This window comes from Streptomyces sp. 11-1-2 (assembly GCF_003595545.1).
In the GTDB taxonomy this organism is placed as follows: domain Bacteria; phylum Actinomycetota; class Actinomycetes; order Streptomycetales; family Streptomycetaceae; genus Streptomyces; species Streptomyces hygroscopicus_B.
In genome coordinates this window covers 6,937,308-6,952,542 of sequence record NZ_CP022545.1, presented here as the reverse complement: position 1 = coordinate 6,952,542, position 15,235 = coordinate 6,937,308, and the positions used below count along the sequence as shown (strand labels likewise).

The 15,235-nt window shown below is 67.9% G+C and carries 17 protein-coding genes; 8 read left to right on the top strand and 9 right to left on the bottom strand.

Translation table 11 applies throughout. The features are described from left to right. Positions 1–183: 183 nt before the first annotated feature. Positions 184–582: a nuclear transport factor 2 family protein gene (locus CGL27_RS29865; protein WP_119991193.1), complete on the top strand. Its 399-nt coding sequence runs from the start codon at positions 184–186 to the stop codon at positions 580–582. 47 nt (positions 583–629) lie between these two features. Here CGL27_RS29865 and CGL27_RS29860 read toward each other — a convergent pair whose 3' ends face one another. Further along, positions 630–1,148 (bottom strand): NUDIX hydrolase, encoded by a 519-nt coding sequence (locus tag CGL27_RS29860; RefSeq protein WP_119991191.1) that lies wholly within the window; start codon positions 1,146–1,148, stop codon positions 630–632. Next, positions 1,145–2,449: an XRE family transcriptional regulator gene (locus CGL27_RS29855; protein WP_162953101.1), complete on the bottom strand. Its 1,305-nt coding sequence runs from the start codon at positions 2,447–2,449 to the stop codon at positions 1,145–1,147. Before CGL27_RS29855 ends, CGL27_RS29860 begins: the two co-directional genes overlap by 4 nt. Positions 2,450–2,615: 166 nt before the next feature. Between CGL27_RS29855 and CGL27_RS29850 the strand changes: the two genes are divergently transcribed. The 4 genes from CGL27_RS29850 to CGL27_RS29840 all read left to right on the top strand — a co-directional run bounded on the left by CGL27_RS29850 (position 2,616) and on the right by CGL27_RS29840 (position 6,043). Further along, positions 2,616–3,365 carry a VWA domain-containing protein gene (locus CGL27_RS29850; protein WP_119991187.1) on the top strand — a complete coding sequence of 250 codons (750 nt, stop codon included), beginning with the start codon at positions 2,616–2,618 and terminating at the stop codon, positions 3,363–3,365. 583 nt (positions 3,366–3,948) lie between these two features. Continuing rightward, complete coding sequence (locus CGL27_RS53615; protein WP_346345749.1) at positions 3,949–4,173, top strand: hypothetical protein; 225 nt, start codon at positions 3,949–3,951, stop codon at positions 4,171–4,173. Positions 4,174–4,262: 89 nt separating this feature from the next. Continuing rightward, positions 4,263–4,445, top strand: a complete 183-nt coding sequence (locus CGL27_RS50265; RefSeq protein WP_162952801.1) for a hypothetical protein — start codon at positions 4,263–4,265, stop codon at positions 4,443–4,445. A gap of 128 nt (positions 4,446–4,573) precedes the next feature. After that, on the top strand, positions 4,574–6,043 hold the full coding sequence (locus CGL27_RS29840) for a membrane-associated oxidoreductase (protein ID WP_119991182.1): 1,470 nt from the start codon (positions 4,574–4,576) through the stop codon (positions 6,041–6,043). An 11-nt stretch (positions 6,044–6,054) separates the two neighbouring features. Here the strand turns inward: CGL27_RS29840 and CGL27_RS29835 are convergent, their stop codons facing one another. Beyond that, complete coding sequence (locus CGL27_RS29835; protein WP_119991181.1) at positions 6,055–7,062, bottom strand: BtrH N-terminal domain-containing protein; 1,008 nt, start codon at positions 7,060–7,062, stop codon at positions 6,055–6,057. Next, the gene (locus tag CGL27_RS29830; protein WP_119991179.1) at positions 7,059–7,865 is read right to left on the bottom strand and encodes a MerR family transcriptional regulator; all 807 of its coding nucleotides are present in this window, start codon (positions 7,863–7,865) and stop codon (positions 7,059–7,061) included. Before CGL27_RS29830 ends, CGL27_RS29835 begins: the two co-directional genes overlap by 4 nt. A 228-nt stretch (positions 7,866–8,093) precedes the next feature. Between CGL27_RS29830 and CGL27_RS52355 the strand changes: the two genes are divergently transcribed. Then, on the top strand, positions 8,094–8,273 hold the full coding sequence (locus CGL27_RS52355; RefSeq protein WP_237299168.1) for a hypothetical protein: 180 nt from the start codon (positions 8,094–8,096) through the stop codon (positions 8,271–8,273). 53 nt (positions 8,274–8,326) lie between these two features. Then, positions 8,327–9,258 (top strand): IS5 family transposase gene (locus tag CGL27_RS29820; protein ID WP_240451007.1). Its coding sequence is split into 2 segments (ribosomal slippage): positions 8,327–8,743 and positions 8,746–9,258, totalling 930 coding nucleotides; the frame shifts between segments, so codons are not numbered across the junction. Positions 9,259–9,273: 15 nt separating this feature from the next. Here the strand turns inward: CGL27_RS29820 and CGL27_RS29815 are convergent. Beyond that, complete coding sequence (locus CGL27_RS29815) at positions 9,274–9,582, bottom strand: WYL domain-containing protein (protein ID WP_240450686.1); 309 nt, start codon at positions 9,580–9,582, stop codon at positions 9,274–9,276. 84 nt (positions 9,583–9,666) lie between these two features. On the opposite strand from CGL27_RS29815, the gene CGL27_RS29810 reads away from it, so the two are divergent. Further along, a complete protein-coding gene (locus CGL27_RS29810; protein WP_162953099.1) occupies positions 9,667–10,209 on the top strand; it encodes a hypothetical protein in 543 nt (180 codons plus the stop codon). A gap of 133 nt (positions 10,210–10,342) precedes the next feature. On the opposite strand, the gene CGL27_RS29805 is transcribed toward CGL27_RS29810, so the two are convergent. The 4 genes from CGL27_RS29805 to CGL27_RS52345 all read right to left on the bottom strand — a co-directional run bounded on the left by CGL27_RS29805 (position 10,343) and on the right by CGL27_RS52345 (position 14,988). After that, complete coding sequence (locus tag CGL27_RS29805; RefSeq protein WP_119991176.1) at positions 10,343–10,573, bottom strand: recombinase; 231 nt, start codon at positions 10,571–10,573, stop codon at positions 10,343–10,345. A gap of 706 nt (positions 10,574–11,279) precedes the next feature. Further along, positions 11,280–13,751, bottom strand: coding sequence for a site-specific integrase (locus CGL27_RS29800; protein WP_119991174.1), 2,472 nt, complete (start codon positions 13,749–13,751; stop codon positions 11,280–11,282). After that, positions 13,748–14,050 carry a tyrosine-type recombinase/integrase gene (locus CGL27_RS52350; protein ID WP_240451016.1) on the bottom strand — a complete coding sequence of 101 codons (303 nt, stop codon included), beginning with the start codon at positions 14,048–14,050 and terminating at the stop codon, positions 13,748–13,750. Before CGL27_RS52350 ends, CGL27_RS29800 begins: the two co-directional genes overlap by 4 nt. Positions 14,051–14,070: 20 nt before the next feature. Next, positions 14,071–14,988: a site-specific integrase gene (locus CGL27_RS52345; RefSeq protein ID WP_240450685.1), complete on the bottom strand. Its 918-nt coding sequence runs from the start codon at positions 14,986–14,988 to the stop codon at positions 14,071–14,073. Positions 14,989–15,235: the final 247 nt, after the last annotated feature.

Genomic DNA, 15,235 nt, shown 5'->3' with positions numbered 1-15,235 from the left:
GACGATGCCTGCAGACAGAACCCGGCGGCCGACTCGTCCGCCCCACCACCACTATTGCTGGCGCTTCGGGCCTGTGCGCGTGCCCATGGACAGCGCGGACGCACATCACGGAAGATCTGGATCTACGACCGACCGGGATGTCCTATGCAGCACGCCCGTTCATCCATGGACCGGAGGCCAGACATGACCGCTGCCACCCGTGATCTGTTCGAGCGCTACCACGCATGCTGGGAGTCCCGCGACCCTGACCGGATCGCCGGACTCCACACGGCCGACTCGGTGTTCCATCTGCACTCCGGCCAGGACCCCGTACACGGGCAGGCTGCCATCCGTGAGGCGGCGGCCGGGATGTTCGAGCTGGTCCCCGACCTGGCGTTCGAGCTGGTCTCGCTCCGCGCCGGAGAGGACTTCTGGGTCGTCCAGTGGAAGCTGAGCGGCACGTCCGCGGCCGGAGGCGCGGTCGACATCGACCTCGCGGACTTCGTCCTGGTTGAGAACGGGGCGGTGAAGGAGAAGCATTCCTACGTCGACGGGGTGGCGATGCAGGCGGCGCTGGCGCCCGCCGGGGCTGCCTCTCAGTGATGGGAGCAGACCACCGGGTGATGCGCCGTCAGCGGCAATCGACGCTGCTACGGAACGGAGCGTTCACCATTCTCCAGGTACGCGGGCCGTTGCTCGGCCAGGGCTCGGAGCGCTTGGGCGGCCCGTCGGCGAGTGCGGGGCGGGAGCATGGTCAGGGCGTCGCCCGAGGGGAGGAACTCGCAGGCCGAGAGTTCGTGGTCGCGCGGGTACACGCCACTGATCTGGCCGGGCGAGAGAGTTCCGCCGTCGAAAACGAACGCGAGTTGGTCGTCCCAAGGGCCGTGAGGTGCGACCCAGTCGACGCACAGGAGCCCTCTCAGATCGACGGCGAGTCCCAGTTCTTCGCGGAGTTCGCGGCGCGCCGCGTCCTCGGGTGACTCATTCGCCTCGGCCATCCCACCGGGCAGGTCCCACGCTTCCTTGTACGTCGGCTTGACCACCAGCAGGCGCCCGGCGGCATCGCGCAGGAGAACGTCGGCCGATACACGTTTGCGTGCCTGCTTGGCGTTGCCCTCCGCCAAGTAGGCGTCCCATTCGGCCGTGCCCGGCCGGGGGCGGGTGGTCATATGGCAGCACCTCCGTCGGCGGAGGCCGGGGCCGTGCCGATCCCGGCCAGCAGGAGCGCCCGTTGCCGCCTCGTCGCCGCCAGACAGTCCAGGAAGTCCCGCACGATCGGCTCCGCGCCGTAGCGAGCCAACGCGTCTCCCAAAAGGTCGAGTTGCTGAGTGATGCGCAGCGATCCGAGCGTCACGCACTCGCCGAGGAGCACTCGCCCGACCTCACACGCGGCCTCCGGCTCGCCCTGCCGCGTACGGATCAGTGCCAAGGTGATCTGGCTGAATACCCGGCTCCTCGCGCGGTCGCCGGAGCGGAGTGCGATTGCTTCTTCGGCCGCTTCCACGGCGGCGGGCAAGCTGCCCGCATCCTGCAAGGACAGCGCCGCCTCACTCGCCAATGCGGGCATGTCGAACGAGCTGATCCACGGAGACGGCTCGGCCCCTGGCATCTTGGCGATCTCCTTCTGCGCCACAGCCAGTGCGCGGCGTGCCCTCTCGCCTTCCCCGAGCTGGGCGAGAGCTCGCGCCTCCATGGCATGCAGTCTGGCGATCAGCGTAGGGACACGGGGCCCGCCCATGACGTGATCACGTCCCGCTCTCGCCATCGATACGGACCTTCCCAGGTGTCCCCTCTGTAAGGCGAGATGACTCATGCTGGCCATGATGTTCGCACCCAAGGCCTGATCCTCTCCGGCCTTCGCCAGCGCCAGGGCCTTGGCGAAATGGTCCCCGGCCAGCCGATCATGCCCCGTGTCGTGGGCCATCCACCCAGCCATTTCCGTGAGCGCGGCAGCCGCCTGGAACGTTCGGGCGGAATCACGGCCGGTCTCGCCGCCGAAAACCCGTGGGCCCAGCGTGTGATGGAGGTAGTGGAGGACCGAGGCGTACAGATGGCCACCGCCCAATTGCCGGTCTGCGACGCGAAAGGATTCCACCGCCGCCACATCCGGGTCCGCTTGCGAGCCCGGTACCGGCTGCCCAGGCCTTGCCCGAGTGGCCATGACTCGCCGTGTTTCGCCCGCCTCCCAAGGACGAGGAGCCAGGCGCATCAACCCACCCGGGATACGCAGCCCATCGGCGATCTGCTCCATCTTCTCCACGCTCGTCACGCGCCCTTCGCCGCGTGCGAGCTTGCCGACGCGCTCAGGCTTCATGTCGCAAGCGTCGGCGATCCGCATGTAGCTGATGCCGGACCACTTGCGGGCGAGCGCGAAGAAGGCGCCGAAGTCGTGACGCAGCAACGCCGCGCGTACGTCCTCGCGAGCGAACAGTCGTTCCGGGAGGACGTTGGGTGCGACGGACTTGGCCAAGGAGCCACCCCCGGGGTCGCGATTTCACTGAACGTTGATCATCCCGCACCGAGTGTACCCAGCACGGGATGGTCGGGACCGCCGTTCGTCACCGTCGCGGCAGGACCCTGAGAGGCATTCACCAAAAGCGCGACGTAGTCGATCAGTTGGGAGACAATCACCGGCTATGGCCATCGACTACCGCAAGCGCCCCCAGACGCCCACCCCCGCGATCAGTCTGGAAAAGGTAGCCGCCCAGGCTCCGGGGCTGGTCAGCCTCTACAAGACGGCTGCGGTCTCGCTGGCCAAGCACGGCGCCGACGGGCAGCGTGCCGCGGTGTACCTGGTTCTGGACCGTTCCGGGAGCATGCGCCCGTACTACCGTGACGGCTCCGTACAGAACTTGGCGGAACAGGCGCTGGCCCTCGCGGCGAACCTCGATGACGACGGGATCGTGCCGGTCGTCTTCTTCTCCACGGAGATCGACGGGACGGCTGAGATCAGCCTTGATGCCTACCAGGACCGGATCAACCCCCTGCACGACTCGATGGGGCACATGGGCCGCACCAACTACCACGTCGCCATGCAGGCCGTCATCGACCACTACCAGTCGTCCGGAGCCGACGACCCGGCATTCGTCGTCTTCCAGACCGACGGCTCCCCCACATCCAAGGCGGCGGCAGAGCATGTGCTGTGCACGGCCGCGAAGCTGCCCATCTTCTGGCAGTTCATCGGGTTCGGTGACGACGAGTTCCGCTTCCTGCGCAGACTCGACGACCTGCCGGTGCCGAACCGGCGCATCGTCGACAACGCCGGCTTCTTCGCCGTCGGACCGACACCGAAGGGCCTCTCCGACGCCGCGCTCTACGATCAGTTGCTCCATGAGTACCCGCAGTGGCTCGCCGCCGCCCGCTCCACCGGTGTCCTGAAGGACTGAGGGCTGCTGAGCCTGGCCTTCCAGGACGTCGGCCACGACCGGAATACGTGTGTCGCACGGTCGTGACTGGGCCTACCCATGATGGGGATAGCCACGGACGGGAAGCGACCGCCCTTCCTCCGCAGCACAGTTGGCAGACACAAGAGACCCCCGCGATTGATGCGAACGGCCCGGGGGCGTGGCCAACGCTGTGTAGGAGCGTCAACGTGCAAAACCATATCCCCCGATTCGTGCGGTGGCTGTTGCGACCGCTGCTGCCCGCCGCCGGTCGTCATCGCGCCGGTGGGACAAGCGCTCCGGCGGCATGCGCGGCCGCGCCTACGCTGCGCCTTCCGCGTGTACATCAGGTGCATCGGGCGTCGGATCGGTCAGTGCTGCGCGGTGAGGACGTGCGGCTTGTCCGGCCGTACCCGGTGACGCATGAGCGTCGGAAGGACGTGCCCCGTGTGGAACTGCTGTGCGCTCCGCACGGGATGGTGGTGATCCGGTGAGTACGCAGCCACGATTGCTGCCGTGGCCTGGGCCTTCTGGAAAGCCGTGCTACCTCGTGTCGGATGCGGACAGCGCGGGCTATCTGTCGCGGATGGCTGACGAGATGGAAGCGGTTCAGCTCCGGATGGACGTTGAACTCATCGGCCACGCCGGCCTACTGCTCCGCGACCGGAAAGCGGACACCCGAGAGCTCCGCTACCTCTCCAACCGCCTGGTCGAGGCGCTACAAGACGCGCTTCGAGTTGCGGAGAGTCGTGGCAGGCGTCTCATGTCCGACGACGAAGGACCGGTACGAACAACCGAGGCGGACGCATGAGCCCGGCTCGACGGTTCACGTCGGAATGGCAGCTCGTAGCCACCCCGTCGGGCCTGCGTGTACACCGTGAGGGCGACGACCGTCTCACGGTGACACTTCAGGTAGTCCGCCTCGGGAATCCTGTGGCTCTCGCCCCGCTGGCGCTGACGGTGGACGAATCGGAACAGCTCCACGCGGGGCTGTGCTTCGCGCTCGGCCCGGAGGCCCCGCCGGTGGGGGCACCGGACTGTCGTCAGCCGATCCGCTATCCCGGCGGCCGACAGCGGTACTGAATACCGCTGTTCGCCCGAACACAGCTTGGAACGACGTGGTACGGCGCGGACAGCGGCACTCTTGCTCAGCCACCTCGCCCGGCTTGACCATGGGCGGGCCCCGTTCCCGACCAGCCGGAGGGCTCCGGATGCGCCCAGATGACCTCACCGGCCCGGAACTCCGGCTCTGGGAGGCATTCGCCGCAGGGGGTGAGGTCGATCTGCGTCCGCGCGGCGCGGTCGGCGGACCGGTGGTGGACGGCGGCAGTTGGGGGCCGGAGCGGCAGGTGCGGGCCTCGGTGATCCGTTCGTTGCTGCTGGGCGGTGCCGATGCCATCGGCGGTGAAACTCCGATGGTCCACCTGGTGGGTGCCCGGATATCGGGGAAGCTGCGCCTGGTCTTCGCCGAGGTGAGCTGCGTGCTGTGGCTGGAGGAGTGCTGGTTCGAGGAGGCGCCGCAGTTGTACGGGGCCACACTTCGAGTGACCAGTTTTGGCGGCTCGTGCCTACCGGGACTTGGAATGGGCGCCACGACGGTTGAGGGGAACCTCGACCTGATGGGCTGTCGCGTGCAGGGCAAGGTCAGCGTGCATGACGCCCGTATCAGCGGGAGCCTGCTCCTCCAGGGCGCGTACCTCTCCCATGCCGGCGATGTGGCCCTGGACGGCGCACGCCTGGAGGCGAAGGGCGTCGTCGGGACCGACGGATTCCGCGCCGACGGGGAGCTGCGACTGCTCCAGGCGCGCCTCAGCGACGGTCTGCTCCTGCGCGGGGCCGCGCTGCACCAACCTGGCGGTGAGGCCCTGTCCGCCCCCGGTATCCAGGTCCCCACGAACATCGATTGCGGCGAGGGCTTCCGCGCCGACGGAGCCATCACGCTGACCGGCGCCACCGTCGGCGGGTCGGTCAGCTTCGACGCGGCGTCCCTCACCCCAGCCCAGGGAAACGCCCTCTCCTGCCAACACCTCCAGGCCGGAGAGCTGCTCCTGCGCCCCGCACGGGCCACGGGAGGCATGGACCTGCGCCACGCCGCAATCGGTGTACTCCGGCTCCATGACGACGGTCACGAGCGGCCGCCGCTCCAACTCGACGGGCTGGTCTACCGGTCGCTGGAACCACACCTGGCCGTCAACGACCGCCTTGAGCTGCTGAGCCGCGATCCCGACGGGTACCGGCCCCAGCCGTACCAACAGCTCGCCACCGTCTACCAGTCCATCGGCCAGGACCGCGATGCCCGGACCGTGCTGCTGACCCGCCAGCGTCACCGCCGCACGACCCTCCCCTGGTACGCCCGGGCTTGGGGGTATGTGCAGGATGCCACCGTCGGGTACGGCTACTTGCCGGAACGTGCCGCGGTATGGCTGCTGGCCCTGCTCGCCACCGGAGCCACCGTCTTCGCCCTGCACCGGCCCCATCCGCCGAGTGGTACGCCCCATCCGGTGTTCAACCCCGTGATGTACAGCCTGGACCTGCTCCTTCCCGTGATCGACTTCGGCCAGGAGCGGGCGTTCCAGCCGACGGGGCCGACCCAGGGGATCGCCTGGCTCCTGATCGGCGCGGGCTGGCTGCTGGCCACCGCCCTCGCCGCGGGCATTACCCGGGTCCTCTCCCGCCAATAGTCAGAGGTTGATCAGGCACGGGAGCCACCAAAGGTTGCCAGGCGGCTCAGCGCTCGCATCGCCGCGTGCTCTATGCGGGAAAGATCATGGAGGATGGCGCCGGCCCGGACGAGGCACTGCGTATCGCCTGATGCACCGGCGCGGGTGATGAGTGCGGCGGCCTCCGTCCATAGGGTGGCTGCCTCGGTGTACAGCCCGTGACCGGTGCGCAGGTGGTCGCTGTCGAGCAGTTGGGCGCATTCGGCGAGGAAGTCGCGGTAGAGGTTGCGGAACAGGGCGCCGCCGGTACCGGCCCGCTCCATCAGGAGGGCGGCCTGCGGTAGGTCCCGCTGCGGGTTGTCGGTTCGCTGGAGCCATGTGCGTACCTGCTTGCCGGCCTTTTCGATGCCTCGGTGGCCGAGGTTGGCGATGGGCGGGTTGAGGAAGGCGTCGGCGCAGGCGGTGATGGCGGGAATGATGTGGCCCTGTGGGGAGGGCAGGTTGCTCGGGGCGGTGAGGGTGAAGGACCGGTGCTTGGCGGTCATCGGGCCGCGCGCGGCCCTGGCCCGGGCGAGGCTGGTCAGGCTGGTGGATACCGTTCCGCCTTGCTGGTCGGTGTCCACCAGACAGGCGTCGTGGTCGTCATAGCCGTACATGGCGACGACATGACCGCCGAAGTGCACCTTCGATCCGAAGTAGTCCAGGTGGTAGCTGTCGAGCTGCAGGCCGACGGGGCGGCCGGCCTCGATGTGGGCCGCCACGTTCTCCCATGCCCGGCGGGGGGAGGTGGTCTCCTGGACCAGGAGGTCCAGCCCGAGTGCGGTGGCCAGGTTCCTGGTCAGCTCGAAGGGCTTGACCCGTCCCCCGAGGAAGGGGAAGCCCATGCTCTTGCTGTCCCAGTAGATGAAGGACAGGCCGGAGCCGAGGCCGAAGAGCATGGGCTCGGAGAGATCGAGTCCCTGGTGCCGCAGCAGCACCCCCAGAGCCGAGGTCTCGCAGTGCTGTGTACCGCGGGCCTCAAGGTCAATCACCGTGGTCATGACGTGCTTTCCTGGACGGGGATGATCAGCCGGGTCGTCCATTCCTCCTGCGGTGCCTCGGCCGGCCCGACCAGATAGACCTCACGTACCGGCGCTTGCGGACGCAGCCCGCGTTCGTGGACAGCGGCGAAGAGAGCGTTGTAGGCCAGGGGCAGCTGGGCATAGGGCCCGATGTGCACGGTCGCGGCGACGGGTCCGCCCGGCAGCGTCTGGAACTCCAGGCCGGGCGTCCCCTCCCCCTGCGAGGTCCGCGCTCCGACGGCGATCTCCATCCGCTCTTCCAGATCCAGCGGATACAGCCCCCACAGCGGCGGCTCCCATGCGATTCCCTCCTTGCCGAGCACGGGCAACAGCCCGCCCACGCATGCCCCGAACGTCTCGCCGATCTCCTCGAAGGCGCAGACCGCCCGCACCACCGCCAGCCGTCGCTCCGGCTCTCTGCCCATCGTCACCTCATAGCCGGGCAGGCCGCCCTCCGCCAGCCGCTCCAGCATCTCCAGCCGTGCCTGATCCCTGCTGATCCGCTCGGCCAGCCGGTCCCGTTCGGCGCGCAGGATCTGGGCCCTGGATTCAGGCTCGGCGGCCAGCGCCCGGGCGATCACCGCCAGGGGGAGATCCATTTCGCGGAGCAGGGCAACGGTCAGGGCATCACGTGCCTGTTCAGGCGCGTAATAGCGGTAGCCGGAATTGGCGTCCACGCGGACCGGAGCCAAGAGCCCCGTCTCGTCGTAGTGCCGTAGCTGCTTGATGCTGAGCCGGCACAGGCGGGCGAAGCGCCCGATGGTGAGGAGTCCTTCGTGCATGCCGCCATGGTGGACTCTCCGACGGTGGGAGAGTCCAGGGCTGTCGCGCCCCGTCGGTACGATCAGTGCGGAACGGGAATTCGTCCCACGGAGGTGCGGGTCATGTCCGAGTCGAGCGTGTCCGGGTCCGGGGGTGGGGTCGGCCGGAGTGATTCGCCTGCCGTTGCGTTGGGGCCCACCGCCGTTGTTCTCGGTGTCTTCTCTGTCGGCGTTTGGGTGCCTGCGCTCGTGTTTGTCACTTTTCCGTGGACGACCATCGGCGGAGCGCTCGCCATTGTCCTCGGCGCCATGGGCATCCACCACGCCCGCCGCGGCGTCGGGCGACTGTGGGCCGCCGTCGCCGGGACGGCCCTCGGTGTGGCGGGGTTCGTCGGCACCACTGCTCTCCTCTGGAGCTTTGGCGGCTAGGACTTGTCCGGCCGATCATGTGACTACTCGCCGTCCGGGTCGTTGATGTGGACATGGGGCGGGGTGACTTGAGCGATGCTGAGTGGGAACGGCTGCGGCCGTTCCTGCCGGTCAGCAATAGGCGTTGTGGCCGGTGGAGGGATCACAGGCAGGTGATCGACGGGATTCTGCACCGGGTGCGGACTGGTGTGCAGTGGCGTGACCTGCCGGAACGGTTCGGGCCGTGGAAGACGGTCTATGAACGGCACCGGCTGTGGTCGGCGGACGGGACGTGGGAACGTCTGCTGCAGCAGGTCCAGGCTGCGGCTGACGCGGCGGGTGAGATCGACTGGGACATCTCGGTGGACTCCACCATTGTTCGCGCTCATCAGCACGCGGCCGGCGCCCGGACCGATCCGCCGCCGATCCCGGCATCAAAGGGGGCCGAGCAAGCAGAACACCAGGGCGAAACAGCGTGGCAGAGCCTGCATGCCCGCCTGGTGGAGGTGGTGCAGGAAGTGAGGGCCTGGGCCGCTCGCGGGGCGGGTTCACCAGCAAACTCCACCTGAGCGCCGACGGCCGGTGCCGCCCGCTGTCCCTCATCGTCACACCAGGCCAGCGGGCGGACTGCACCCAGTTCACGAAGGTGCTGGACAAGATCCGCGTTCCTAAGCTCGGCCCGGGCAGGCCCCGCAAGGGGCCTGACAGCCTCGCCGCGGACAAGGCCTATAGCAACGGACCCATCCGCAAGTACCTGCGACGCCGGGGAATCCGGCACACCATCCCGGAGAAGGCTGACACCCAGGCCGCCCGCCTGCGCAAAGGCTCACGCGGCGGACGGCCACCCGGCTTCGATGGAGAGCGGTACAAGAAACGCAACACCATCGAACGAGCCATCAACCGACTCAAGCAGCACCGGGCCGTGGCCACCAGATACGACAAGCGCGGCTACGTCTTCCTCGGCACAGCCACCGCAGCAGCACTCGCCATCTGGCTCAGAACATGATCGACCGGACAAGTCCTAGTGCCGTGGCCGGGCGGGTGTGAGTGGGGCCAGGGCGGTGGGCCGTACCGCGTCGGCGGCGGTTGAGCCGAGGAGTAGTTGGGTCAGGTTGTGGGGGTGTGCCTGCTCGTCGGTGGGAGTCGCCGCTGTGATCCGGTCCAGGCGGAAGCCTCGGCCCGCGCGGCGGGTGCGGCACCAGGCGATGAGGTACCAGCGGCCGTCGGCGGTGAGCAGTCCGGCCGGTTCCACGATGCGGTTGCTTTCGTGTCCTGCCGCGTCGGTGTAGGACTTCTCTGCACCAAAGCGCTCTTCGGGACCCTCCGCCATGTTCGGACCTCTCCTCCGTGCCGCACACCGAGTCGGTGATCGGTGAGATGTGGTGAGGTGCTCTGTGGGGGGTAAGGCCATGCCATGACAGATGCCTCAGCTGTGGTCCCGCTGGTTACCGGGCTGGGCGGCGCCGTGATCGGAGCCGTAGTCGCTGTTTACGTGCCGGCGCGTCAGCGACGGGATCAAGCCCGGCAAGAAGAGCGTTCTCTCCAGGAGAGCTTGCTCCGCGAAGAGATCAGGACGCTGACCCACCTGCGCACCACAGGTTGGGCCTGGCTGCAAGTCCTCCTCCGTGCTCACCAAAGTCTCCAAGGCGGGCTTGACCTTGACCTCACCCGATTCGACGACGAAAACACGAAGGCCAGCTTCAAGTCGGCCTTCGCTGGCTATACCAGAATGTCGCTGCCGACGACTGACCCAGAGTTGGAGCGTCTGTCTGCGGAGATCTTCGACGAGCTACAGGACCTTTCACGCAGGCTCCGCGAGCGGATTGTCGCAGGCTCCCGTACCGAACAAGGCGTTCCTGACTCCTCAGGGCAAATTGATCGGATCAGGGAACTACGAGCGGCACTCAACGTAAAGCTACTCGAGCGGATCGAGCAGATCTCCAGGCAGCTGCTGTGAACCGCCCTGCAGGCCCGCTCCACGCCCGCATGACCCCTAATCGCCATCGCCGATTCAGCCGCCGGGACTGATCTCGGTCAGTTAACCGACCAGGCTCTGCACCGGACCGCCGTCCTGGTGTCCGCGCTGCTGATCACTCTGGTGCGAGGCGGCTATGAGGGATAGCAGGGATGCCCAGGTCCACTGGCGGCAGCTGCTGCGACCGGTTGACCTGGGCCCGCTTGGAGCGCAGGAACGTCAGGGTCAGCTCGATGCCTTCGACCTCGCCCTTCCAGCCCTGGGCGATCGCGTGCTGGCGGCGGGCAACCAGGTCGTCCTCCAGCTCGTCCAGCCGGGGCAGCATCGTCGGGTTGATCGAAAGCATGGGGCATCTGATGCAGGCTTCTCTGAACTAGGCGCTTCTGGCGATCAGGGAGGGGTCGGTCATGGGGCATGATTGGGTCATGGAGTTGACCTCGAAGCGAGCACCCCGTGGGGCTAAGGCCCCGCTTGTTCTGCTGCTGCGCGGGCTGACTTCAGCGATTCGATTCATCCTGGCGCTGCTGACCGCCTGGGTGTCCGGTCGACGGCTTCCGGCCCGGGGACATCATGTCGTCCGCCCTGGTCCCTCCCTGTCGGCTGCTCAGTCCAGTTAGGAGCTCCTTCCCGTGCCCTGGGTGCGGGAAGGGATCACGCGTGCCCGCTGGGAGGGCTGTAGTAGCGCGCCCTTCTCCCACCCCTCGTTCTCGATTCGAGGGGAAGAGTAATGCTCCGTTTTTGGAGGATCGGCCGTAGGCGCCAGGCTCAGGGCCAGGCGAGCGACCGCAGCGCCGAACTGTCTGGCAACGACACAACTGCTCCCGCTGACATTTCCCGCGCTGCCGAAAGCCCGGATCTTCGGAACTCCATCGCCAGGGGGGCCGCTGAGGGCACTGCTCGGGAGTCGGTGAAGGAGCTCTTTAGTAACCTGTTCCGGGACTGATCATGAAGGCCGTGGCGGCGCCGCGTAGGCGATGCGGGGCCGCCCGGCCGACCATCAGACTGTGAGCTTGCTCTCGGCGTCCCCGAGACTGACCTTGAGTCCTTCGATCTCACCGAGCCAGCCCTCCGGTGTCGGTGATGGTGGGGAGGCCGAGATCGACGACGCTGCGGCTTGTGGGGAGACGGTCGATCTGGGCCAGTTTCTCTTCAGCGCCGGCCAGGCTGACCTTGAGTCCTTCGACCTCCCCGAGCCAGCCCTCGCGCTCGGCCTCGTCGATCCGGGCGATCAGGTTGTCGCGGATGTCGGTCAGCCGTGACCGTTGGGCTGGATCAGGCCGGAGGAGCGAGCATCTGACACAAGCGTGCTCATGGATGCAGGGGGATCCGAAGGCGCGTGCGCAGGTGCCGATGGACACCTTCCGCTTCTCGAAGTGGGCGAGGAAGGCGTCCCACTCCTCCTCTGTCGGGATCCGGTACTCCTCGCCGGGGCGGGAGGCCCGTCGGCGGGCGATGAACGCCCGGTGAGCTTCGATCGTCTCGGCAGGGTAGACCGCCTTGTATCCGATCGTGGTGTCGATGTTCTTGTGACCGCAGATGACCTGAGCAATGTGCGGGGGCAGTCCGTTCATGATGGCGTCGGTGACGAAGATCCTTCGAAAGTCGTGGGGAGAGAAGGACAGTGCCTCACCTTCGGCGTTGGTCAGCCCGGTCGCGGCCAGTGCATTGATCAGCAGCTTGCGGATCGCGGTCGGTGTGAAAGCGCGGTGCTCGGAGCCGATGCCGCGCTGGAACAGCAGCGGCATCGGCGGGTTCCAGACCTTCTCGCGGACGTCATAGGCGGCCACCAGCGGAACCATCCCGCCGGGGCCGCGCAGTCGACTGATGATGGCGCTGAGGACGTCGGCGAGTTCCGGGCTAACCAGCAGGAGTCGCTCGGTGTCGGTCTTGGAGCGAGCGATCCGCAGCAGCGGGACGACCTCACCGGTGGACGGGAGCCGGTACTGGGTGATGCTGTGGTGCGTGAGTTCCAGTAGTTCCTCGTTGCGAACGCCGGTCAGACGCAGGACCTCGATCGCGGCGAACGCCCAGAACGCTTCCTCTTCTTCATAGGACAGGTTCCGCCGGCGCCCGCTGGAGGTCTCCTCGGCCCACGTGAGGTGACCTGCGGCCTTCGGAGCGATGGCTCTGCGCAGGGCTCCGCCGGTGCCTGGGATCAGTTCTCCGGGCTCGGTGTCTCCCGCCGCCTGGAGCAGGCCGGCGGCTTCGCGGCGCCGCCGGTCGGTGGTGCTGACCAGGATGGGGAGGACGGGCAGCCGCTCGCGGGTGCGCTGATCCATCCGGGCTTTGCGTCTCTTGCGTTCCTTTGCCTTGTGGATCTCGTCGTCGCTGATCGGACAGGGCACGGCCCATGGCCCCCAGCGTGCCGGTTCCTCGGCCGCCCATTGCGCGATGTCGAGGTAGAACGCCCGGACGCGCATGAGTTCGTCCTTGGCGTTGAGCCGCGGGCTGGTGACCTCGACGCTCTTGCCGTCGGGGCCGACGACGGTGCGCTTCTTGACCTTCAGGTCGTCCTTCCAGGCGCGAGCCACCGCCGGGGGCAGCCGCAGTGAGTCGATTCCCGGTGCCAGAACTTCGATCCGGGCCCAGAACAGGCCCGCGAGCGTGCGCGAGATCGCGTCCAGGCTGGCAAAGTCCAGCGATGGTTGGCGCTCGCGCAGATAGTCCACGATCACGTCGCGTACCGGTTGGGATCGGATCCGGTAGCGGTCCACCAACTCTTCGATGCTCAACTGGCCCAGGGCGAGCCCGAAGGCACGAATCGTGGCTGGGGCATCCTCGGGGAAGATGCCCATGGCCCGCAGCCGCAGGTAGAAGTCGACCTTCTTCTGCCCGCCGCGAGCGTGCACCCGGCGCTGGGTATCGACGAGCTCCACGCAGTCGCCGACGGTGATGTCGCCGATCCGTCCGCCCTTGCAGGCCAGCAGGGTGGCGATCCGCGTCGCGGCGATCTGCGCATCCTTGCGCGAGCTCGCTGGCCCGGCGGCGGCCAGCTGGTGCAGGCGCGCGAATCCGTCCGGGTCTCGGACCTGGGCCATCACAGAGGCCAGATACCGGTGCGTGCGGGTGAGCATCCACGGCAGAGCAGGACGGATGACGTCTCCGCAGATCAGCATGAGCAGCCCGGAGGCCAGGTCTTCCCGGTCATGCGACGGTGAGGGCCCGCGCTCGCTCAGCCACCGCTGTGGGAGCTCCACCCAGGCGGCTCCGCACAAGTCCTCGGCCCCCGTAGCCATCCAGCGCTGCTGCCACGTATCCCCGGGCTGGCTCGACAGCCAGTGCAGCAGCTTGGTCACCCCACGGCGGCGTCCGGCTCGGGTGCCGTTCGCCGCAGGGAGGAACGGTGGCGCCGTCAGGCGTCGCAGCGTCTCCTCAGACGACTGCGCGGTCTGGGACCACCACCGTTCCGCAGTCCGGGCCGGGAACTGCTCCCGCAGCCGGCTGTTCCGCGCCTGGGCCTGCTCCGCGGTCGCGTTCGTGACCTCCAACGTCTTGCGCGTCGCGTGCTTGACAATGGCCGTCATGACGAGCGCCCGAACAGGACGTCCAGCGACGTCGGGTCGTAGCCCGGTGCCGGCGGCGGAGGCGCCGGCTGGATGTTCTCGCGGGCCTTGCGTGCGTGGTGCGCCAGCACGCCGGCCACGACCTCGTCCTTGTGCGGCGTCAGATATACCTCCGTGGCGGACAGGTGAGCGTGTCCGAGCACCCACTGCACGTCGGACAGCGTCAGCTTCGGGTCGCGCACCATGCGGGCGGCCGCGCTGTGCCGCAGGTCATGAAGGGTCCAGTCGGCGCCGAGCGAGGCGTTGACGCGCTCGAACATCCGGTGGGCACCGTGGTAGGTCAGGGGTCGGATCGGGTCCGCCGTGTCCACCACACCGGCTGGGTGCGACCTCGCGCAATCTGGCCTTGCACCTCCTGCTGGTAGAGGCGCAGCCATACGAATGCGTCCGCCGATGCCGGCACCTGCTGGACCGCCCGCGAGCCCTTGCGCACCACGCTGATCAACTGCTGGCCGGGGTCGACATCGCGCTGACGCATGCCGATCAGTTCCGAAGCCCGCACCCCGGTGGAGATCCAGAAGGCGACCAAGGCCCGGTCGCGGTTGGAGGGCAGTACCTCGAACAGCTTGTTGAACCATGCTTCCGGAATCGAGCGCGGGATCCGCCGCGGCAGGCTCGGCCGGTAGCGGCCCACCCGCTCGGGCCTCCAGCCGTCCATCGGATTGTGGTGCGCGTGAGCCCGCCCAGAGCGGCGGGACAGATCCAGCGGGAACGGGTTGAGCAGCGGGCCGGTCCCCGCATCGCGGTGCACATCGTAGAACCGGCGCAGGACCGTCTCGCTGTGCACGACGGTGGCTGGAGCGTATCCGGATCCGGTCGACGGCTTCCCGGTCACCGGGTTCGCGGCACCGGCTCCCCGTACCACTCGCGGGCCCTGGGCCTTGACCTTCCTGGGTTTGACGGTCTCTTGGATCCAGCAGCTGAAGTCCCGGGCCTCCCGACGGGTCGCCCGGTCCCAGGGAACGTCCACGGCCTGCAGGAACCGCCACCACCGCAACAGATCCATCCCGTAGGAGCGAACCGTTGACGGCGCTTTTCCGGCCGCCAGCAACTCCTGGAAGTAGACGGCGACCGCCTCGACGGCCGCTCCGTCGGGATCGATCAGCCGGTAGGGCTCGTACCGGTCGCCGGTCTCCAGCAGCCGACCCCACCGGGGAACCACCAGGGCCACCAAATCTCGTCGGGGAGCATCGTTCATCACGACCGGTGAACGTAGTGCCCGATGACTCCATCCGCCCACTGAACTGGGCAATCTCCAGGATTCGTTCAGTCAACGGGGCGTGCTCATGCGCGCACGGCGTTCCGTATGGACGTCCGCAGGAGCCCAGCTCAACCTTCCGCTTGTCGAAGTGCTCCTGGAACTCCGACCACTCCTCCGAAGTGGGGTCCCGGTATTCCTCCTCCGGCCGCAGCTGACGGCGCTGGTCGAGGAACTGCTGGTAGTG